This window comes from Nocardia sp. NBC_01388 (genome assembly GCF_045040085.1).
Classification (GTDB): Bacteria; Actinomycetota; Actinomycetes; order Mycobacteriales; family Mycobacteriaceae; genus Nocardia.
Genome location: NZ_CP109553.1, coordinates 1,458,764 through 1,478,628, shown reverse-complemented (window position 1 = coordinate 1,478,628; position 19,865 = coordinate 1,458,764). Strand labels below are relative to the sequence as shown.

23 protein-coding genes are annotated in these 19,865 nt (G+C 66.5%); 12 read left to right on the top strand and 11 right to left on the bottom strand.

The features are described 5' to 3' along the window. Window positions 1-115: 115 nt before the first annotated feature. Window positions 116-817 (bottom strand): helix-turn-helix domain-containing protein, encoded by a 702-nt coding sequence (locus OG716_RS06825; RefSeq protein WP_405136848.1) that lies wholly within the window; start codon window positions 815-817, stop codon window positions 116-118. Between the two features lie 240 nt (window positions 818-1,057). After that, entirely contained in the window at window positions 1,058-1,471 is a 414-nt protein-coding gene (locus OG716_RS06820; RefSeq protein ID WP_405136847.1) for an SRPBCC family protein, read from the bottom strand. A gap of 185 nt (window positions 1,472-1,656) precedes the next feature. Here OG716_RS06820 and OG716_RS06815 point away from each other — a divergent pair, with 185 nt between their 5' ends. From OG716_RS06815 to OG716_RS06805, 3 genes are read left to right on the top strand one after another with little or no spacing between them, the layout of a single operon-like run. Beyond that, complete coding sequence (locus tag OG716_RS06815) at window positions 1,657-2,121, top strand: hypothetical protein (protein WP_405136846.1); 465 nt, start codon at window positions 1,657-1,659, stop codon at window positions 2,119-2,121. 9 nt (window positions 2,122-2,130) lie between these two features. Beyond that, window positions 2,131-2,286, top strand: a complete 156-nt coding sequence (locus OG716_RS06810; protein WP_355122458.1) for a DUF6131 family protein — start codon at window positions 2,131-2,133, stop codon at window positions 2,284-2,286. 57 nt (window positions 2,287-2,343) lie between these two features. After that, window positions 2,344-3,258 (top strand): 2-hydroxyacid dehydrogenase, encoded by a 915-nt coding sequence (locus tag OG716_RS06805; protein ID WP_405136845.1) that lies wholly within the window; start codon window positions 2,344-2,346, stop codon window positions 3,256-3,258. A 49-nt stretch (window positions 3,259-3,307) separates the two neighbouring features. On the opposite strand, the gene OG716_RS06800 is transcribed toward OG716_RS06805, so the two are convergent. The 3 genes from OG716_RS06800 to OG716_RS06790 all read right to left on the bottom strand — a co-directional run bounded on the left by OG716_RS06800 (window position 3,308) and on the right by OG716_RS06790 (window position 5,057). Further along, on the bottom strand, window positions 3,308-3,910 hold the full coding sequence (locus tag OG716_RS06800) for a hypothetical protein (RefSeq protein WP_405136844.1): 603 nt from the start codon (window positions 3,908-3,910) through the stop codon (window positions 3,308-3,310). 125 nt (window positions 3,911-4,035) lie between these two features. Continuing rightward, window positions 4,036-4,719, bottom strand: coding sequence for a permease prefix domain 1-containing protein (locus OG716_RS06795; protein WP_405136843.1), 684 nt, complete (start codon window positions 4,717-4,719; stop codon window positions 4,036-4,038). Further along, window positions 4,704-5,057 carry a PadR family transcriptional regulator gene (locus tag OG716_RS06790; RefSeq protein WP_405136842.1) on the bottom strand — a complete coding sequence of 118 codons (354 nt, stop codon included), beginning with the start codon at window positions 5,055-5,057 and terminating at the stop codon, window positions 4,704-4,706. The genes OG716_RS06795 and OG716_RS06790 overlap by 16 nt, the downstream gene beginning before the upstream one ends. Window positions 5,058-5,130: 73 nt before the next feature. Between OG716_RS06790 and OG716_RS06785 the strand changes: the two genes are divergently transcribed. From OG716_RS06785 to OG716_RS06770, 4 genes are all read left to right on the top strand, one after another. Next, the gene (locus OG716_RS06785; protein WP_405136841.1) at window positions 5,131-5,793 is read left to right on the top strand and encodes an LppX_LprAFG lipoprotein; all 663 of its coding nucleotides are present in this window, start codon (window positions 5,131-5,133) and stop codon (window positions 5,791-5,793) included. An 11-nt stretch (window positions 5,794-5,804) separates the two neighbouring features. Continuing rightward, window positions 5,805-6,548 (top strand): ABC transporter ATP-binding protein, encoded by a 744-nt coding sequence (locus OG716_RS06780; RefSeq protein WP_405136840.1) that lies wholly within the window; start codon window positions 5,805-5,807, stop codon window positions 6,546-6,548. Beyond that, window positions 6,548-7,285 (top strand): ABC transporter permease, encoded by a 738-nt coding sequence (locus OG716_RS06775; protein WP_405136839.1) that lies wholly within the window; start codon window positions 6,548-6,550, stop codon window positions 7,283-7,285. The genes OG716_RS06780 and OG716_RS06775 overlap by 1 nt, the downstream gene beginning before the upstream one ends. 331 nt (window positions 7,286-7,616) lie before the next feature. Further along, window positions 7,617-8,060 carry an SRPBCC family protein gene (locus OG716_RS06770; RefSeq protein ID WP_405136838.1) on the top strand — a complete coding sequence of 148 codons (444 nt, stop codon included), beginning with the start codon at window positions 7,617-7,619 and terminating at the stop codon, window positions 8,058-8,060. Here OG716_RS06770 and OG716_RS06765 read toward each other — a convergent pair. Beyond that, window positions 8,024-9,130: a GGDEF domain-containing protein gene (locus tag OG716_RS06765; protein ID WP_405136837.1), complete on the bottom strand. Its 1,107-nt coding sequence runs from the start codon at window positions 9,128-9,130 to the stop codon at window positions 8,024-8,026. The genes OG716_RS06770 and OG716_RS06765 overlap by 37 nt on opposite strands. A 129-nt stretch (window positions 9,131-9,259) precedes the next feature. Beyond that, a complete protein-coding gene (locus OG716_RS06760) occupies window positions 9,260-10,405 on the bottom strand; it encodes an LLM class flavin-dependent oxidoreductase (protein WP_405136836.1) in 1,146 nt (381 codons plus the stop codon). 171 nt (window positions 10,406-10,576) lie between these two features. Here OG716_RS06760 and OG716_RS06755 point away from each other — a divergent pair, with 171 nt between their 5' ends. The 3 genes from OG716_RS06755 (at window position 10,577) to OG716_RS06745 (ending at window position 13,664) form a co-directional block, all read left to right on the top strand. Further along, a complete protein-coding gene (locus tag OG716_RS06755; protein WP_355122480.1) occupies window positions 10,577-11,356 on the top strand; it encodes a M50 family metallopeptidase in 780 nt (259 codons plus the stop codon). Window positions 11,357-11,512: 156 nt separating this feature from the next. Further along, window positions 11,513-12,322, top strand: a complete 810-nt coding sequence (locus OG716_RS06750) for an SAM-dependent methyltransferase (protein ID WP_405136835.1) — start codon at window positions 11,513-11,515, stop codon at window positions 12,320-12,322. Between the two features lie 34 nt (window positions 12,323-12,356). After that, window positions 12,357-13,664, top strand: coding sequence for a diguanylate cyclase domain-containing protein (locus tag OG716_RS06745; RefSeq protein ID WP_405136834.1), 1,308 nt, complete (start codon window positions 12,357-12,359; stop codon window positions 13,662-13,664). Here the strand turns inward: OG716_RS06745 and OG716_RS06740 are convergent. Further along, the gene (locus OG716_RS06740) at window positions 13,615-14,406 is read right to left on the bottom strand and encodes a 3-oxo-5-alpha-steroid 4-dehydrogenase (protein WP_405136833.1); all 792 of its coding nucleotides are present in this window, start codon (window positions 14,404-14,406) and stop codon (window positions 13,615-13,617) included. The genes OG716_RS06745 and OG716_RS06740 overlap by 50 nt on opposite strands. Before the next feature lie 123 nt (window positions 14,407-14,529). Here OG716_RS06740 and OG716_RS06735 point away from each other — a divergent pair, with 123 nt between their 5' ends. Beyond that, window positions 14,530-15,540 carry a TY-Chap domain-containing protein gene (locus OG716_RS06735; RefSeq protein ID WP_405136832.1) on the top strand — a complete coding sequence of 337 codons (1,011 nt, stop codon included), beginning with the start codon at window positions 14,530-14,532 and terminating at the stop codon, window positions 15,538-15,540. A 23-nt stretch (window positions 15,541-15,563) separates the two neighbouring features. On the opposite strand, the gene OG716_RS06730 is transcribed toward OG716_RS06735, so the two are convergent. After that, a complete protein-coding gene (locus OG716_RS06730) occupies window positions 15,564-16,982 on the bottom strand; it encodes a cytochrome P450 (RefSeq protein ID WP_405136831.1) in 1,419 nt (472 codons plus the stop codon). Between the two features lie 70 nt (window positions 16,983-17,052). Between OG716_RS06730 and OG716_RS06725 the strand changes: the two genes are divergently transcribed. Then, on the top strand, window positions 17,053-17,700 hold the full coding sequence (locus OG716_RS06725) for a TetR/AcrR family transcriptional regulator (RefSeq protein WP_405136830.1): 648 nt from the start codon (window positions 17,053-17,055) through the stop codon (window positions 17,698-17,700). Here the strand turns inward: OG716_RS06725 and OG716_RS06720 are convergent. Both OG716_RS06720 and OG716_RS06715 read right to left on the bottom strand, forming a co-directional pair. Continuing rightward, window positions 17,657-18,973: a phytoene desaturase family protein gene (locus OG716_RS06720; RefSeq protein ID WP_405136829.1), complete on the bottom strand. Its 1,317-nt coding sequence runs from the start codon at window positions 18,971-18,973 to the stop codon at window positions 17,657-17,659. The two genes, OG716_RS06725 and OG716_RS06720, sit on opposite strands and share 44 nt — an antisense overlap. 23 nt (window positions 18,974-18,996) lie before the next feature. Next, the gene (locus OG716_RS06715) at window positions 18,997-19,860 is read right to left on the bottom strand and encodes an SDR family NAD(P)-dependent oxidoreductase (protein WP_405136828.1); all 864 of its coding nucleotides are present in this window, start codon (window positions 19,858-19,860) and stop codon (window positions 18,997-18,999) included. Window positions 19,861-19,865 lie beyond the last annotated feature (5 nt).

Below are 19,865 nucleotides of genomic sequence, written 5' to 3'. Positions count from 1 at the left end.
AGGAGACGCTGGAGTATCGGCGTGCCCGTCTACAGCGAGGAAGTGTCATGGCCATTTCCGATCTGGTACTGCTCGTCGCCGGCATTCTTTTCCGCATGGGTGTTCGGTAGCGCGGTCACACGTGCACAGAACCACTCAGGATTCGCTCGAGCGCTGACGGTGTGTGGCCGAGCTGCTCGCGCACCATCCGGGTCATATGCGCCTGGTCCGCGAAGCCGAGATCGGCGGCGAGCTGAGCCAGGCCGATCTGGCCCTGCTCGAGGGAATCGAGGGCGCGACCGATCCGGACACGATTGCGGTACCGAGTCAGTGACACCCCGAATTCGCGGGAGAACACGCGGCTCAACCGATATGGCGAGACGGCGAGCGACTCGGCGAGCGGGAAGAGCCCTGCTGCGGCGGGATGGTCCATCGCGATCGCCTCCCGCGCCGCCGCGGCGAGCTTGTGATCGGAGGACCGCCGCTCGACCTGTGACGGCACAGTCGCCACGACCTGGCCGAGCGCGGTGCCGAGCAGGCCGAGCAACTCCTCGCAGAGCGCATAGTCGACGTCTTCTCGGGCACCCAGCAGGCGGCGATGCGCAAGATCCAGCGCCGCATCGACATACACCGACGACCGCGTGACCAGCGCCGCATCACCGGTCAACGTCCGCCACAATGCGGGTGAGAATTCGACCAGGGTGCATTCGTCGCCACCGGCGGGATGAGCAAATCTCTCCTCCATGTCCGGGATGGCGACATAAGCCATGGTGTTGTCCACCGTGGACTCGACGCCGTTCGCACGCCGGCGAAATCGACCGCGGCGGACGAGCACCATACTGTGGCCGCACCTGGCCTCTTCCGCGGACCAGTGCGTGTGATCATCGCGGCAGCTCACCGCCGACATCGCAAAATTCGGGCGAGTGGCAAGGCGCAGGACGGTTCGCATCTCCCGCACCTTAATCACGACCTCCGACAGCGCCCGCAAGAATCGTCGAGTGATTCCATGCGAATCGACGAGTTTCCCTGTGGCGGTGACCAATCCATGCGCCTAGCCGTGCCGGCGCGGGCGGCACGGTCAGTCGGCTACGCGCCCTGGCACACCCAAGGCAGTTCGCATGGCCGCGGTCCCCGCCTCCATGAACTTCCCGACCTCCTCGGCGAACTCATCGGGCAGCAGATCGACTGTCCACACCAGCTCGCTCCCCTCATCGTGAGCAAAGACCTGGACGCCCCCGTTGTAGTGACTGAAGGCGAACGGAGCCGTGATCGCGGTGTACGCCAAGCGATGTTCGCTCTCGTCGACACCCACGAGCCGCTCGCGCGCCGTGGACCCTTCGAAGAAGGTGATGACCCGGTCGCCGTCCTCGATGCGGCAATCGACCACGAACCCCGGCACCAGACGCGTCGAGAGAGCCGGCCAGTCCCGCAACGCATCCCACGTGGTCTCCAGATCAGCGGCGAGCAGGACCGATTTACGAACAGTGGACATAACCATCCTTCAGATAGGCGAGCAATCACGCTCAGACTGCCGGACCATCAGAGGTGAGGTCTTGAACATTTTTGCACCGGGATTCGCTCGGCAGCGGGGCACAGACGCAACAGAGGCGACAGAGAGCTCGGAACAACACGCCGTCCTGCACGTTTGATGCGGTCAGCAGCGGGAATTGCCGCCCTATGTTCATCATCATCGGGCTCATCGTCCTCATCGGCGCTGTGGTGGTCGGGGTTGCCGGCATTGCCGCCAACAGCGGCGAAAATCATCTGATTCCAGGCGGTTTCACCGTCTTCGAGCACACCTATGCCGGATCGTCCGGCCTGTTGTTCGCCTACGGCATCCTGATCGGGGCGATCGGCACCTGTGGGCTGATCATGCTGCTGGCCGGGACGTGGGCCACGTCCCGGCGCGGGGTCGCGGCACGCCGCGACCTCCGGAACTCGCGTCGCGAAATGGCTGCGGCCCGGCGCGAACTGACCACCAAGCCGGTACCGGAACCGCAGCCGCCCAAACGATCCGCCCTGCCGGCGGATCCGAAAAAGGCGGCCGCAGCAGCGCCGTCGCAGCCCATCTGGTCCTTCAACCGGTTCATGAACCGCTCCACGCCCGCAAAGCCGGCTACTTCGCTCTCCAAATCGAAATAGGAATTAGTCATGATTGCTCTCGGTATCGTTCTGCTCGTCATCGGCTGGCTGGTCGGCATCCCGATCGTCACCACGCTGGGAATCATCGCCATCGTCGCCGGTCTGGTGCTGTGGGCACTGGGCTCGATGGGCCGCCCGGTCGGCGGCAGGCGCTGGTATTACTAACCATCTCTGAGTAATGCTCGCGGACCGCCGCGGGGCCCATCCACTAGCTTGAAACCTATGACGGTGACGGTGCTGGTTCCGGATGACTACGGCCTCGCGGCGGTTTCGCGTCTGGAGGGCGTGCGGCCGTTGCGCTTCGGGCTCGGCGAGCCGCTGCCCGCGGGGGCCGATGAGGCCGAGGTGCTGGTGCCCGGTTTCCTGGTCGGCCCCGAAGCGGTGCAGATGACCTGGGCGCTACCGAAACTGCGCCTGGTGCAGCTGCTGACCGCCGGTGCGGAGGCCTGGGTCGGGAAGGTGCCCGCGAGCGTGCAGGTCTCCATCGCCCGCGGAGCGCACGGGGCGAGCACCGCCGAATGGGCGATCACCGGATTGCTCACCGTGTATCGGGAATTCATCGGGTTCGCGACGGCGCAGCGGGAGCACCGCTGGACGCAGCATCAGACGGACACCTTGTCCGGCAAGCGGATTCTGATCATCGGCGCCGGCGATCTGGCCGCGGAACTGCAACGCAAACTCGCACCGTTCGATGCTACGAGCGTCCTGGTCGGTACGCATGCCCGCGAGGGAGTGCACGGTGTGGACGAACTGCCGCAGCTGCTCGGCGATTTCGATGCGGTGGTGCTCATGGTGCCGGTGACCAGTAAGACCATCGGCATGGTGGATGCGGCCTTCCTGGCCCGCCTGGCCGACGGCGCGATTGTGGTGAATGCCGCCCGCGGCCCGGTGGTGCACACCGATGCGCTGCTGGCCGAGCTCCGAAGCGGCCGTCTGCGTGCCGTTCTCGATGTCACCGATCCGGAGCCGCTGCCCGCCGGCCATCCGCTGTGGGACGCGCCCGGACTGTTGCTCACCCCGCATGTGGGCGGGAGTAGCCGGGGCGCCCAGGAACGTGGGTGGGCCATCGCGACCCGCCAGATCGGCCGCTATCTCGCCGGGGAGGCGCCGGAGAATCTCGTGCACGGCGAATACTGAGCTCCCCCGGATGAGCTCGCCTGGCGCGCCCGGATGAGCTCGCCGGCGGCTACAGCGAGTCCTTGCCGATCGGCCGATTCAGCAGGCGCCATTCCCGCTCCCAGCGAGCGCTACGCCGCGAATCGAGCACGGCGGCGGTGATCCACACCGATGCGGCAGTGGCGCACCAGCTTTCGACCAGGATGGCCAGCCCGGTGCCGACTCCCTCGGCCGCGGCCGAACCCGGTCGCGCCGGAGCCATGGTCGGATTTCCCTCGGGTCCGATCCACAGCGCGGTGGTCGACCCCGACAATTTCGGTTTCGGAAGCTCGATGGTGGCGGTCCTGGCGTGCGCATCGAACATGAATTGCACGGGCACCTGGTATCGGTCCGGCTGGGCGCCATAGTGATCCGCCGTCGGCAGCAATTGCGCATCGGCGGTGACCGTCGCGGTCACCTGCGTCTTGCCCGCGTCCTGTGCGGCGATTCGCGCCACCGCGCCGGTATAGCTCACGGTTCCGATGGCGCCGGAGATCGGCACGGCCACCACCACGGCCAGCACCGCCAGCACCCGCACCAGGACTTCGAACCGATCCGAAACACGCAGCAGCGGATTGGGGTTCCACGGCCGAACCCGCCACATCCGCACCACAGCTGAAGGAGCCTCCGGCACCTGGACCACCTCCCTCCACGGCGCCACTGGCACCGAAGTCATCGGTAGCAGTACCCGTTTAAATACCCCTTGAACAGCCATCTGTCCAGCGGCAATCTGGCCACAACGGTTGGCAGGCGGCGTGTCTAGGCCGGCGGCCTGGTCCACAGGGCCGGTGCGCAGCGGGCCGGGCCGAGGCGCGGCACGCTGGTCACCGCGATACTGATGCGCGTAATACTCACCAGCGCACCGAAAGTCACCGGCAGGATGACCAGATCGCGAGGAGCCTCGGCGAGCAGGGTCAGCAGGGTGATCAGCAGGGTTCCGTCGATGAACACCGATACCGTCGCGGTGACGAGTAGCGCCCTGGCTGCCAGTCGCGTCGGGATGCGCACCACGCGGCTCGCCCGGCCGGTGGACGCGATGGCCAAGGCGGTGCACGGTACGCCGACGACAACCGCGAAGCCCATGAGTACCAGGCCGGCGATCGTCAGCGACCGCGGTACCGCACTGAACGAACCCAGGAGCGCAGCGGTACCCCACAGCACACCGATGACCGGCCCGATCGCGGTGAACGTACAGCCGTAGCGGTGAATCCGCTTGGAGGACAGCACCGGTACGAACTCGGCGGCGATGACCGTCGGACCGCCGAATTCCTCGATGGCGGCGATGCTTGCTCGTTCCAGCGAAAGCCCCTGCGCGCGATAATGTTCCACGGCGTCGTTCAACCCGTCGCCGATCTCGGCGAGGATCGCCTGGCGTTCCCACCAGGTGCCCGTCAACCGGGTACCCAGGTCGTCGAGATAATCGTCGATCACAGTGCGGGCCAAGGCTCTTCCCCCATGACAGCGTTCCCCTCCATCAGAGCGCCGACCGCGGCGACGAAGTCCCGCCAGGACGCCCGCTCCTGTCCGAGCTGCCGATGCCCGGCAGCACTCAGGGTATAGGTGCGCCGCTGCCGGCCACCCTCCCTGGACCACGCACCGTCGATCAGCCCCGCCTGTTCGAGCCGATGCAGGGCCGGATAGATGGTGCCCTTGGGCAGATCGAAACGGCCGCCGGTGCGAGTGCGAAGGGCATCGATGACGCCGTAGCCGTGGCGCGGTCCGTCGGCGAGCACGGCCAGGATCATCCCGTCCAGGTGCCCTTTCAGCACTTCTGCACTCATGGGTAGCAAGCCTACCCTTCAAGGCGAAAATGCCCTAGCCTATAGGTAGCGTCCCTACCCATAGGAGGTCCCGGTGCGCTACAGGATTGCGAGCGCGATTTTCGCGCTCACCACGGCCGGTGTACTGACCGGCTGCGCCGACGGATCGGGGGGACTGCCCGATGCCGGGCTGATGATGCGCGATGCCGCAATCTCCGCCGGCGCAATAGATTCCGCACATCTGGCGCTCCAGGCCGAGGGGTCGGTGCCAGGCTTCCCACTGCGCGGACTGGAGGCCGATGTCTCCAAGAGCGACGGCGGTAGCGCGACCGGCACGGCGACACTGCCCACCGGATCGGTGACGCGGTTCGTCGCCTCCCAGGGCAAGGTTTTCAGTAGATCCGACAACGGAACTCTCGTCCCGCTGCCGTCCGGATTCCCCAGCCCGAGCGGCATGATCGGGCGCGACGGCGGGCTCGCCCGGCTGCTGCGCTCACTGCGAGATCCGGAAACCGTTGGGCGCGAACAGTTCACCGGCATCGATGCGTTCAAGATCCAGGCGGTGGTACCGGCCGAATCGCTCGCGGCGATACTGCCGGGCGCCACCAAGGACGCGACTCTGACCATATGGGTCCGCGTACGGGGAGCCCATCTGCCGCTGCGGACCACCCTCGGATTTCCGGAGCACCCGGACGCTCATCTGAATGTCGCGGTGTCCAAATCACAGGCAGCCTCCCTCCCGGGCAAGCAATCATGAAGGATCCCGAAATGACCGACAGCGCAATCGAGGTGCTGAGTCTGAGTGTCAGCCGCGGCAAGCAGGAGGTCCTGCGCGATATCAGCTTCGCACTGCCGCCGGGCAGTGTGACCGGATTGCTCGGCCCCAGCGGATCGGGTAAGACCACACTGCTGCGCGCCATTGTCGGCGTGCAGCGCATTCGGTCCGGCACTGTCACCGTCCTGGGCCGTCCTGCGGGTACGGCCGAATTGCGCAGGCAGGTCGGCTATGTGACACAGCAGCCTTCGGTCTACGGCGATCTGACAATCCGCCAGAACGCCCGCTATTTCGCCAAGATCCAGGGCACCGGCGCGGCCTCCGCCGAGGCCGCGATCCGCGATGTGGGCCTCGCCGATATCGCCGATCGGATGGTCGACGCGCTCTCGGGCGGCCAGCGCGCCCGCGTCTCGCTGGCCTGCGCACTGCTCGCGCACCCGGCCGTACTGGTCCTGGACGAACCGACCGTCGGCCTCGATCCGGTACTGCGCCGCGATATCTGGACCCGGTTCCACACCCTCGCCGATGCGGGCACCACCCTGCTGGTCTCGAGTCATGTGATGGACGAAGCCGACCGCTGCGAGCGACTGCTCCTGCTGCGGGACGGCCGACTGCTCGCCGACGAGACACCGGACGACCTGCGCGCCGCCACCGGTGCGCCGAATCTCGAAGACGCGTTCCTGCGCCTGATCCTGCAGCAGGCCGGCGACTCCGACGACCGAAAGGTGCTCGCCTGATGACTGTTTCGCTCACTCTGGCCACCACCGCGCGCGTGCTCACCCAGGTCCGGCACGATCGGCGCACCATCGCACTGGTCATCACCGTGCCCAGTCTGCTGCTGGCCCTGCTGCGGTACATCTTCGTCGACCGTCTCGACATCTTCGATCAGATCGGGCTGATGCTGCTGGGCATCTTCCCCTTCACCTCGATGTTCCTCATCACCAGTGTCGCCATGCTGCGCGAGCGCGTCAGCGGCACCCTCGAACGCCTGCTCAGCACTCCCCTGCACAAACTCGATCTGCTCTTCGGCTATGCCATCGCCTTCGCCGCCCTGGCGGCCATCCAGGCCTGCGTCGCCTGCGCCGTCGCCTACGGCCTGCTCGGTCTGCGCACCCAGGGAAATATTGCGACGGTCCTGCTGATCGCTGTCAGCACGGCCATTCTCGGCTGCTGCACCGGACTGTTGACCAGCGCCTTCGCCCGCACCGAATTCCAGGCCCTGCAATTCATGCCGGCCATCGTGTTCCCGCAGATCCTGCTGTGCGGACTCATCTGGCCGCGCGCGGAAATGTCCACCGCCCTGCAGTGGGCCGGCGATGTCATGCCGCTGCGCTACGCGGCCGAGGCCATGGGCGAGGTGGGCACCTTCCCGCTCCCGACCACCCGACTCTGGCTGGACCTGCTGGCCATCGCCCTGTTCGCCATTGCCACCCTGCTCGGCGGCGCGGCCACGCTGCGCCGCCAGACCCGCTGATCGACGGGCCCGAAACCTCCTGTGCCACATGATCATCAGAATGCGATTTCATTTGCAAAATCACCGTTAATCTGGGTTTACATTCCTGTTGTGCTGCCGTTTTCCGTGTGCCAAGATCAACCGCGTCGGCTCGGGGGGAATTATTCGGAGGCGGTCGGCAATCCGCACCAGCGCAACCACTCTCGACCACCTCTTTGTCCGTGGAGGGCTACTTCCCTTTGACTTCAAGCACATTCGATCGAATGGTTTGTGGTGCACCACGAAAGTATCTGTGGCACACAGTAACTGGTATTCGAGAACAGGGCGCTGCCAATACCACCCAGGAGCCGCATTGGGAGCGATACTTCTCAGCCGAGATCTGCCCGGAACCCCCGAGGCACTGTTCAACACCATTATTTCTCCGACCACATGGGAACACTGGTTCGGCATCCACCGTGATTTCGTCGGCAAGCCGCCCGAGCGCCTGATGGAAGGTTCGACCGTGGTCTCCGAGGTGCTGATCCACGGTATGGCCGAGGAGGTCGAGTGGACCGCGCGGCGGCTCGACGAGCCCAATCGCGTGGTGCTGCGCGGTATCGGGCAGACCGGTGTGCAATGCGATTTCACCTATTGGTTGCAGGGCACGGCCGCCGGCACGACCGTCACCGCGGGCATCACCTTCACCGGACTGCTGATCACCGACTCGGTGACGAAGGTGCTGGAGAAGCACGGTTACGAGCAGCTCGACCGCACCCTCGGTCAACTAGCCGAACTCGCTTGCGCACTGCATGAATGAGGCGCCGCCAGGACGGCGTCACCACCCCGCTGTTTCGCCTGATACATAGCCCGGTCCGCGGATCCGAGGATCTCCCGCAGCGAGTCCCGAGTACCCCGGCGATCACCGATGGCCGCCCTATCGACGATTGCGAGCCCGAGGCTGGCAGTGACCGATATCGAACCGATCGGCGCGGCAACGGCGCCGCGTAATCGCTCGGCCGCGGCCACCGCCGCCGCACCGGGCAACCGCACGATGACCGCGAACTCCTCACCGCCGAAGCGGGAGACGATGCTGCCGGCGGGTGCGGCCCGGCGCAAGCGATCGGCGATGCACACCAGCACCTCGTCACCGGCGGTATGCCCGAAGCTGTCATTGACGGATTTGAACCGGTCGAGGTCGATCATCATCACGCATACCGGCAACGGTGACGGACGCGCCAGCAGGGCCGCCGAATGGTAGTCGAGCCCGCGCCGGCTCAGCAGCATTGTCAGTGGGTCCGAAAGCATTTCGCTGCGCAGCACCCAGTAGCAAAACTGCAGTCCGGGCGGTACCACGACGGCCGCGGCCATACCCAGCATCATGATCGCCGCCGAGGTCACATCGCCGCTGCCGATCAGCGGAGCCGCGAGCAGCGCGGCCGAGCCGAGTGACCACATCGTGTGCACGGCAAGGGCTTTCGGAGCATGGAACGCGCTCACATAGATGCCGACGATCAACAGCAGCAGCATTCCCACGGACCGCACCACATAGCCGGGACTCAGTGCGCACACCACGGTCACGGACACATCGGCGATCGCCACCAGCACCAGCGATTCCGCCTCGGCCGGCCAGGGCAGCACAACCCAGCGCACACCCCAGGCCACTCCGGCCCCGACGAGCAGCCACAGCACCGCCCGCCCCAGCGGCCCGTCCGGCGCCTGCGGCGACAGCAGCATCAGCACACAGATCGCCGGCGCCACCAACCCGCACACACCGATAGCAACCTTGAGCACCCCGAGTGACGACCGGGACGCGATCGCGTCGACCACCCATCCGTAGTCGACGTCCTCACGCCACCAATCGCGAAGCAACCGCAGACCAACCCGCATGTACTGCCCCCTCGGCGCCGGACGAACCCTCCTGCACTGACGAACCGCACAGCACCGGACCCCCCGCTCCGGCCGCGTATCGCAGTCTATTCAGCCATAATGCAGCAACCGCATGGACTGTAATCCATGTCACTCCGCCGGCGGGCGGCGCAGCCGGGCCGCCAGCCACAGCACCACGCCGTAGCCGAAGGCCGCATCGGCATTGGACACCAGCGCGGAGGACGGGAAGATGATGGCGTGCCGCAGTCCCGCATCGGCCAGGGCGCGCACCCGGGCCAGCACCTCCGCGGGCGTGCCGATCACCAGCCACTCGTACAGGACCTCGTCCGGAACCTCCTCGATCGCCGCCAGCACCTCGGCTCTGGTCAATTGATGCGGCATCAGATCGATGAGACCCCGGAAGTCTTCTCCGAAGGGATGTTTCGCGCCGCAGCGCGTCCACACCGCGCCCGGAGCCATCAGGCCCAGATAGCGCACCGACGGATTGCGCAGCAGCCGCCGGATTCCCGCCTGCGTACGCGCGGTGACGATCGAGAGCATCTGGGCGGGCACGATCGCCTCCGGATCGCGCCCGGTCGCGCGGGCAGCGGCGTGCACCAGCCCCAGCCGCCGCTGGTACTCGTCCGGTGACATCGACTCCCACGGATACCATCCGTCGGCATATCGCCCCGTCAACTCCAGCATGCGCGGTCCGTGCGCACCGATCCACACCTGCGGCATCCGCCCGGGCGGCGCCGTCAAATCCATTGGCGCCCTGTCGATTTTGTAATACTTACCGGAGAATTCGAGCGGCTCCGTCGCGGTGAGCGCCGCGCGGAGCACCTGCAGCGCCTCCTCCAGGCGGTCCACCGGACGATTCCAGGCGAACCCGTACGGATCGAGGTTCTCCCGCTCACCGGAGCCGATCCCCAGGATGGGCGGCACCTTCGTCATATGCGCGAGGGTGAGAAAGCTCTGCGCCAGCAAAACCGGATGCCGGCGGTGCGGATCCGTCACACCGACGCCCAGCTGCACCCGGCCCGCCCCGGCGGCCAGATGCGCGAGCAATGGCGCGTAGTCGAACTGTTCGTCCGGGCTGCCGACCGCCTTCGCCTGCGGCGTGAAGTCGCTGTCCCACACCGCACGTGGGAACACACCGATCAGATGATCCGGCGCCAGCACCGAATCCAGCCGTCCGAGCCGGGCCATCCGCACCATGAGGCGCGCGGCGGCCAAGGGCGGATTCACACCGGCGAGGGTGCCTACCGCGAATGATTTCTGCTGCGAGTCCGACACGATGGTCTCCTCTCGGCGGGCACACCGGAATCGGGCCCTCGCCGATTATCGCGTCGATCCCCCTGCCACGTCCGGTGATTGCGCGCATCGGCCCCCCACCCGTATCCCGCGAAAAGCCATCTGTCCAGCGGTGATCTGGCCCCGGACGGCGACACTCGCTATGGTTCGGCGATGCAGAGCGCAGAGTTGATCGAACGCGGCAGCACGATCATGGATCGGGTGACATCCCAGCAGTCCGCACAGCCGTGGCAATTGGTGGTCGGCACGGGAGTTGTTGCGCTGTTACTGGTGGCCTTCCGCCCGACCTGGCGGATTCTGCGCAATGTGGTGACCATCGCACACGAGGGCGGGCATGCGTTCACGGCGCTGCTGACGGGACGGCGGCTCAACAGCATCCGATTGCATTCGGACACTTCCGGACTCACCGTCTCGAGCGGAAAGCCATACGGGCTCGGCATGATTCTCACCAGCGCCGCCGGCTATCCCGCACCCGCGCTGCTGGGTCTGGGCTACGCGGCACTGCTGGGCGCGCATCGCATCACGCTCATGCTGTGGCTGACCATCGCACTGCTGGCGGTTCTGCTGCTGAAGGTACGCAATGGATACGGCCTCCTGACGGTCTTCCTGACCGGCGGGCTGATCTTCCTGGTCTCCTGGTTCGGCACCGATACCGTTCAGGCGGCAGTGGCCTATCTGGCGGCCTGGTTCCTGCTGCTGGCCGCGGTGCGACCGGTGATCGAGTTGCAGCGTAATCGCCGGAACGAACCCAATTCCGATGCCGATCAGCTGGCGCGCCTCACTCGCGTACCCGGACTACTGTGGGTATTGGCGTTCGGAGCGGTAGCCCTGTGCTCACTGGTGCTGGGCGCCCGGCTGTTGCTGAACGACGTGACCGGAGTGTGCGTGCCGCCGCTCACTCACAACACGTGTTCCGCGTCCGCCGAGCGGTGACGAACCTCGCGCAACATCACGAGATCGACGCCGCTACAAGATTTCTGGAGAATGCGAGCTAACATTCGCGGTGCACCGTCCGGGTGATCGGGAACACGGCGAACCCCTTCCTCGATCGTCCGGCCGGGTTCGATCGTCAGTGCAGGAGGGTGTGGGATGGAAAGACCGGCATGGGCCCCGGAGGGCGTGGACATGGCGCAGGCGAGTCCGGCTCGCATGTACGACGCGCTGCTGGGTGGCTCACACAATTTCGATATCGATCGGCGCGCTGCCGAAATGGGCAAGGCGCTGGTGCCGGACCTGCCGCGGCTGGCCCTGAGCAATCGCGCCTTCCTGCGGCGCTCGGTGCGCTTCCTGGTGGATTCGGGCATCCGGCAGTTCCTGGATATCGGTTCCGGCATTCCGACCGCGGGCAATGTGCACGAGATCGCGCAGGAGATCGACCCGGGCTGCCGGGTGCTGTACGCCGATATCGATCCGGTGGCCGTCGCGCACGCGCGGGCCATCCTGCAGGGCAATGACCGCGCCGCCGCCATCGAGGCCGATCTGCGCAAGCCGGTCGATCTGCTCGCGGCAGCCCGCGAGAGCGGCATGATCGATTTCGAGCAGCCGGTCGGCGTGCTGCTGTTCGCCGTCCTGCACCTGCTCGGCGATGACGACCGTCCGGCCGATACCGTCGCCACGGTGCGGGCCGCGGTGCCCGCGGGCAGTTATATCGCCCTCTCGCACCTCTCCTCGGCCTCCCGGCCCGAGGATGCGGCCAAGCTCGGTGCGAACGCGGCCGGTAAGAGCAATGTCGGTATCCACTTCCGCTCGCGCGAGGCGATCACCGAATTCTTCGAGGGCTGGGACCTGGTGGAGCCCGGCGTGGTCGAGCTGCCGGTGTGGCGGCCCGAATCCGAACGCGATCAGCACGAAGCACCCGGCCGCTCACTCGGTTTGGCCGGTGTGGGGCGCAAAGGCTGAGCAGGAGTGGGACTTTCGGGGTAGGGGGTTAGTGGTGGGTGCGGCACACGAACTGGCGGTGCGGTGGGCGGCCATGCTCGACGGCGCTGTCGCGCCCACACTCAACCGCACCCAGGTCGAGCAGCTGCTGGATCCCTATGCCGTCGGACTGATCGAGGCGGTGCGCGGCACCGGCGTAACAACGGTGGCGGCCGAGGCGGCCGCGGCGCTGGTCGCGGCCAATTATCGTGACCCGCTGGCGGTGCACCGCTCGGTGCTGGTGCTCTGCAAGGACCTCGTCGACGCCGTCTGCCCCGATCCCGACTGCCCCGATTTCGTTCCCGTTCGTGACCGCGCCATCGAGGTGGCCGCCGAATTCGCCGCCGCCTTCACCGCGGGCCTGCGCAATGCCGCACTGGCCGAGCAGGAGAGCACCATGGCCGCCGTCCTGACCGCGGCCCGGGAGGCCGAGGCGCGGCGGCAACTGTCGGAGGCGCGGTTCCAGGCCATCTTCGCGGGCGCGTCGGTAGGCATCGGCACCATCGATATCACCACCGGCCAGGTCGTCGATGTGAACAATGCGATGGCCGAAGTGCTCGGCGTCCCAGCCGAATCCATGCCGGGACGCTCGGTGGCCGACATTCTCGGGCCGATGAATATCGGCGATGCCTTCGCCCGCTTCCAGCAGCTGTTCTCCGGTGAGGTGGACAGCTTCCGCGTCGAATCGGTGCACACCCGCCCGAACGGCACCATCACCATCATCGACCTGTCCATGTCCGTGGTGCGCGACAGCGACGGCAAACCGCGCTTCCTCATCGGTGTCACCGTCGATGTCACCGAACGCAAGCAACTGGCCGATCAGCTCTGGTATGACGCACACCATGATTCGCTGACCGGTCTGCCCAACCGGCTGCTGTTCTTCGACCGGCTCGCCGCGGCGGACGGTCAGGTCGGCGTCTGCTATCTGGATCTGGACGGGTTCAAGGAGATCAACGACCGCCGCGGCCATACCGCCGGCGACCGGGTGCTCTGCGATGTGGCGCAGCGGCTGCGCGCCGTCCTGCCGGAGAACGCCGTGGCCGCGCGGCTGGGCGGTGACGAATTCATCGTGCTGGTCGAACACTGCTCGGGCCGTGAGGAATTGACAGCCGTGGCGGACAGCATTCTCGGGGCGCTGCGACAGCCGTTCGATGTCGCGGGCCTGTCGGTGACGGTCGGCGCGAGCATCGGCACCGCGCTGGTGGATACCCATTCGACCGCCATCGACGAGCTCATGCATGCCGTGGACACCGCCATGTACCGCGATAAGGCCGCTAGATCACGAAGGGCAGCAGCGCTTTTCGCTCCGCCGGATAATCACTGAACTTCTCCCGGTACCACTTGTGCGTGGCGAAGGCGCGGGGCACCAGATTGCCGAAGGTGATCAGGAAGATGACCACACCCGGCAGCGCCCAGGTGAGCAGCGCGAAGCCCGCCCAGGCCAGCAGTTCACCGAGATAGGTGGGGCTGGTGACGAATCGGAAGCCCAGGCCGAATGGGATCTTGTATTCCGTTGCGCCCGGATTGTTCTTGTCCCGCAGATTGCGAACGATCCACTCGGAGCTGACCAGCAGCCCGAAACCGCACAGGTACACCACCAGGCCGATCAGGAAGCGCGGATCGGTCAGCCAGCCGGTGCCGTACCGCCCCAGGTAGTCATGGCTGAACAGCGCGCCGTTGAGGTACCCGTGCATGCAGGTGACCAGCATGCCCATGCCGAGCACCGAGACATTGAAACTGCTTGTCTTGCCGGGCACCTGGCGGATGGAGAGCGGGAAGAACCAGCCGCGATTGGCGTAGTGCAGGATCCAGATGCCCGCCAGCACCAGTGAGGTGGGCTCGAACCGGTGCGGTCCGGTCAGGTACGCGACGGCGAACACCACGGTGGCCGGAATCTCCATGAGCCACCACCCGAGTTTCGGGTTCAGGTTCAGGCCGAGTTTGGCGGTGGCGAATCGGCCGTAGGGGCTCTGCCCGAACAGCCCGCCCACCAGCACGAACGCGGCGAATGCGAACGCGATGGTGAGCACGGTGTCGTAGACGGTGTTACCGGTATACCAGTTCATTCATGGTCCTTCGTAGTAAAACTAGAACAGGTTCTACCACGCCGGGCATGCGATCCGGTACCCATACCCGGGCAGGACACCTAACCGCCCGGTAGGTTGGCGGGAGCCTGGAGGGAGGCGTAGATGGGTGCAGAGGGCTGGGATGTACTCCTGAAGTTGATGCCGTTCTTCCTGGAGGAGGACGAGGAGGCGGCCGATCGATTCGGCCTGGATTGGAATCCGCGATTCATGCAGGCGCGCGACGAAAACACCGGGCGCCATGCGCATTTCGCGCAGCAGGGCAGTGAGATCGAAGTGCTGATCACCGTCCCCGACGATCCCGCCGACGCCGAGCGACTACGCACCGCACTGCGGGCGCAGCCGGAGGGCACCTGGGATCCGTGCCCGCTGCCGCTCGAATCCGATACCGCCACACCGGATCCGCAGTGGCGGGCGGTGCAGCGGGTGCAGGAGCAACCGGAACTGGCGCGCGAATGGGCCGCCGGCTGGCGGCGCGGCGCACCCCTGGAGCAGCGCAGGAAGATCGCGGAATCGGTGGTGGCGGTGCTGGATCGGGGCCTGGCCATGACACCGGATCGGCTGCGCTTCAGCGCCTGGAGCCTGGACGCGCCCGATACCGTCAGCGCCTACGGGCTGCCCGCCGATCGCCCCAGCGAGCGCAATGCGACCACCCAGTGCGCCGACTGGGCCGATTTCGAGATCCGGCTGGCCTGGGCGCTCACCACGCTGCCCTGGGACGGCGTGATCAATCTCAGCACCCCGCATCCCGGACCCGATCCGTGCTTCGTGCAATTTCTGCACGGGCGGCAGCTGTTCAACGAGGCCAGCGGCTGGGATGTCGCCGGGCTCGGCGCGGGCGAATTCGACCGGCGCATGCGGGATCTGGGCTGGAGCTTCGCACCGCACAGTGTGCCCGGCGGGGCGGCGCTCATCTGGGAGGGTCCACAGGCCAGAACCGGGCACAACCCGCGACTGCTCAGTGCGCCGCAGCGGACGGTGACAACCTTCCGGGAGGTGTTCGCCGTGCAGCACCCGCAGGATCTGGTGTTCCGCGCCTTCCGCAACGGGCGGCGGCGCGATCCCGAGCTGCGTTATCTCGATGCGGAACTCGGGGTGCCGCGCGACGTGCGTTGAGCCGCAGCCCCTTTCACCGGGCGTCAGAGTCGCTGCAGGTGAATGGGCAGCCCGTCGGCGGGTTTGGGTCCGGTACCGGCCACCAGCGGCACCTCGTAGCCGGCGGGCACACTCCAGCGGTACTCGAGCAGCATGCGGTGCAGGACGGCCTTCACCGTCATGCCGCCGAAGTACCGGCCGATGCACTTGTGCGCACCGCCGCCAAACGGCGGCCAGGCGTAGCGATGCGATTTGTCCTCCGCGCGTTGCGGATCGAAGCGCTCCGGATCGAAGACGTCGGGATCGTGCCAGTTCTGCTCGGCGCGCATCATGGTGAACGCCCCGGCGATGATCAGGGTCCCCGCGGGGATGAAGTACCCGCAGATCTCGGTGTCGCTGATGGCCTGCCGCACGATCTGGCCGACCGGCGCGTACATGCGCAGCGTCTCCCGGAACGCCATATCCAAGCCGATGAGACGGTCCGCATCCCCGTAGTCGAGCGTGGACTTGCCCAGCGCACGGGACTCCTCGCGCAGGCGTTCCTGCCACCGCGGGTGCCGGGCCAGCTCGTAGGCCAGCATGGAGATGGCATTGGTGCTGGTGTCGTGCGCGGCCATCATGGTGAAGATCATGTGGTCGACAATGTCTGCGTCGCTGAAGGATTCGCCGTCCTCGGTGGTGGCGCGGCAGAGCACACTGAACAGATCGTCGCCCTCGCCGGCGCGCTTGGCGGGCACTTCCCGGCGGAAGTACTCCTCCAGCGTCTGCCGCCCGCGCAGGCCCCGATTCCACACTCCCCCGGGCATATTGGTGCGAATGGCGGCCTGCCCGCCGCGCACTGCGTCTTCGAAGGCATGCGCCAGCCGGGTGCCCTCCGGACCCAGTTCGGCGCCCGCGAACACCACCGTGGCCTGCTCCAGGAGCAGCTGTTTGACGTGGTCGTAGAGCGGAAAATCGCGGCCGGGCCGCCAGCCGTCGACGGCGCGGACGATGCGGGGCGTGGTGAGGTCGAGATAGCCGATCAGGCGCGGGCGGGTGAAGGCCTGCTGCAGAATGCGACGGTGGTAGCTGTGCTCGTCGAAGTCGCGCAACAGGATTCCGCCCCGGAAGAACGGGCCGATGAGGAATTCGTAGCCCTGCTGCGCCGAGAACACATGCTTGCGATCCAGGACCAGTTCCTCGACGGCCTCCGGGCTGCTCACCCCGACAATGCGGCGGCCGAAACCACCCGTCCACTGCACCGGGCCGTAGCGGCGCATTCGCCGCCGCGAGAAGGTGAGCGGATCGGCCAGCATGCTCACGATGTGGCCGATGCCCGGCGGGCCGTAATCACCCATGACAGGTTTGAGGCCGCTGCCGGGCGGCGGGGCGGCCAGGGCCCGGGGCGCGGACGGATATCGCTCCAGCACCCCGGCGGCACGACCTTGAATTCGATGGTTCAGCACGGCTCTACGAGGCACCATGCATTCACGTTAACGGAAACACTTGTTTCCGTAAACGCTCGTTTCCCAATATCTGTGCGAAGCTGTGAAGGTGACGCGCGCCTTCAGCGGGACCTATCGCGGAACCTCCACCGATGAACGACGCGAACAGCGGCGGCGGCGGCTCCTCGAAGCCGCACTCGACATTGTGGGGACCCAGGGCCTGGCCGCACTGACCGTGCGCGGGGTGTGCGAGCAGGCCCGGGTCGGGCCGCGCTTCTTCTACGAATCGTTTCCGGATCTCGATGCGCTCGCGGGCGCCCTCCTCGACGAGGTGCAGCAGGCGGCCCTGGAACAGGCCCAGCTCACCATGACCCAGACGCCCGGCGAACCCGAAGACAAGATTCGCGCCGGGGTGGCCGCACTGATCATCGCCATGACCGATGATCCGCGGCGCGCGAATATCGCCTTCGCGCAGGCCTACGGCAGCGAAGCCCTCATGCGGCGGCGCTTCGCGGGCATGCGGAAGGTCGCCGAGACGATTATCGAGCAGACCCGCATGCTGCTGGACATCCCCGAGGGGCAGGACACCGCGCTCACCGCACTGGCGCAGCTCATTACGGGCGGCGCCGCGGAATTGATTCTGGTGTGGCTCGACGGCGGGCTGAAAGTGGAACGGCCGGTGCTCATCGAGATCGTGGCCGACTATGTGGTGGCTATGGTGGATCGGCTACCCGGGACAGCCGCGAAGCTGCGCTGAGAATCTTGTCCACCACGATCTTCGCGGTTTCCGCGCAGGCGGTGGTGCCGCCGTGCGCGTATTCCTTCACGGCGTCACCGACATTCCAGAGATTCGGGATGGGGGTGTCGTGCGGCAGGTCGTAGCCCGAGACGGTGCGCTGCGGGGGCCAGTCGTCACGGGTGACGGCAATGGACAGGATGCGCGCCCGATCGAAGCCGTCGATCTCACGACTGAGATCCTGTAGTACCAGGGCGGTTTCGGAGTCGGTGTCGAAATCGCCGACCGAGGGTTTGGGCACGCCGGTGCCCACGTAGAGATGCCAGCCGTCCGGCGCCATTTCCGGGCAGGTGGCGGTGAAATCCGCTACATAGCACAGGCGTCGGGTGTTCACGAAGCTCAGCAGCCCCGGTGCGTCGATGAGCGGCTCCCGGCTGGCGAAGTTCACCGAGATCATGGCGCTGGGCAGATCACCCTGCAGCACGGTGCCGATATAGCTGGGTGAGAAGTGTTCCGGACCGACCAGATCCAGGGTGGCCGAGGGACCGATATCGCTGACCGCGAAATCACAAGTGAGCTCGGTTGTTTCGCCATTGTGCACAAGACGTGCGCCGGTGATGCGGCCGTTGCCGACATGCAGCCGGGAGACCTCGGTGTCCAGCCGGACCTCTCCCCCATTGCGTTCCACCACATCGGCGAGTGCGCGCCACAGGCCGATGGTGCCCTCGGGGCAGAAGCCGAAGTTTCCGAATGTCAACTCGGCGAAGTGGGTGAGGAATACCCGCGCGGGCAGCTCGTCGGAGCTGACGGCGAAGCCCGCACCGCACATGGCGCGGAATACGCCCTGCACCGCAACGTTTTTCGTATGTCTTCGCACCCAATCGGCGGTGGACAGCTCGCGATCGAGAACCTCGTGCGCCTCGCGGTCCATAATGCCGTTCAGCAGTGGCGCGCCCTGCCGGATGAGCTGCGACAGCAGCAGACCCCAGCCGCCGCTGGCGACATCCACCGTGCGGCCGCCTATTCGATACAGGATCGACGGAGTGGCCGGGCGGACTTCGAATTTCGCGCCCACATCGGTGAACGTCTGCTCGGTGCTGCCGCCCAGTTCGACGACGATGGCACCGGTATTGATCTTGAATCCGTCGATTTCCTCGGTGGAGGCACGTCCACCGACCCGGTCCAGACGTTCGACCACCAGCGTGCGGTAGCCGTGGTGCGACAGCCGGGCGGCGGCGCAGAGGCCGCCTGCCCCAGCTCCGACAACCAGTGCGTCCCAATGGTTCTCGCTCATGGCGAGGCTCCCTGGAGAAAGGCTCAGCCGGCGGGGTTCAGCCCTGGTTGAGCGTCGGCCATATCGGTGATGCGACTCCAATTCTCCCGTACCTCGGCGATACTCGGAACGTCCGGGAACAACACCGGCTTATTGGCGAACAGCTGTACACGTTGTACAGAACCGTCCCCGACAATCACGACGAGACCGGTGTCCTCGCACTCCCGGCTCAGCAGATATCCGACAACCGGAGCCGCGTGTGCGGTTGGAAGTCGTTGCAGCAGATCGGCGGGCGCGATCTCGGCGGTCAGGCGCGTGGCGGCCATCGGGGCAACGGCATTGACGGTGATGTCATACCGGCCGCCCTCGATGGCGAGGGTATTGAGCAGGCCGATGATCCCCAGTGTGGCTGCGCCGTAATTGGCTTGGCCGAAATTGCCGAAGAGGCCGGCGATCGAGGTCGCCATGACGATGCGGCCGTGGCCCTGTTCGCGGAAGTACCCCCAGGCCGCATGCGTGAGGTTGTACGCGCCGAACAGGTGCACCCGCAGTACGGCCTCCCAGTCGTCGCCGGTCAGATTGGCGAAGCTGGTGTCCCGCAGCATGCCCGCGTTATTGACAATGCCGTGTATCGCGCCGAATTCGTCCAGCGCGGTGCGAATAAGGGAGGCCGCGCCCGCTTCGGTGACGACACTGGCGTAGTTGGCGACCGCTGCCGCACCGCTCGCGCGGAGCTCGGCGACCACGGCATCCGCCGCGGCGCTGCCGGATCCGGTACCGTCGCTATCGGCCCCTGAATCATTGACGACAACCCGCGCACCCGCCCGGGCCAGCATGCGCGCGTAGTCTCGACCCGAACCACCCCCGGCCCCGGTGACAATGACGACTCGATCGGTGACACCGGGCATGAGGC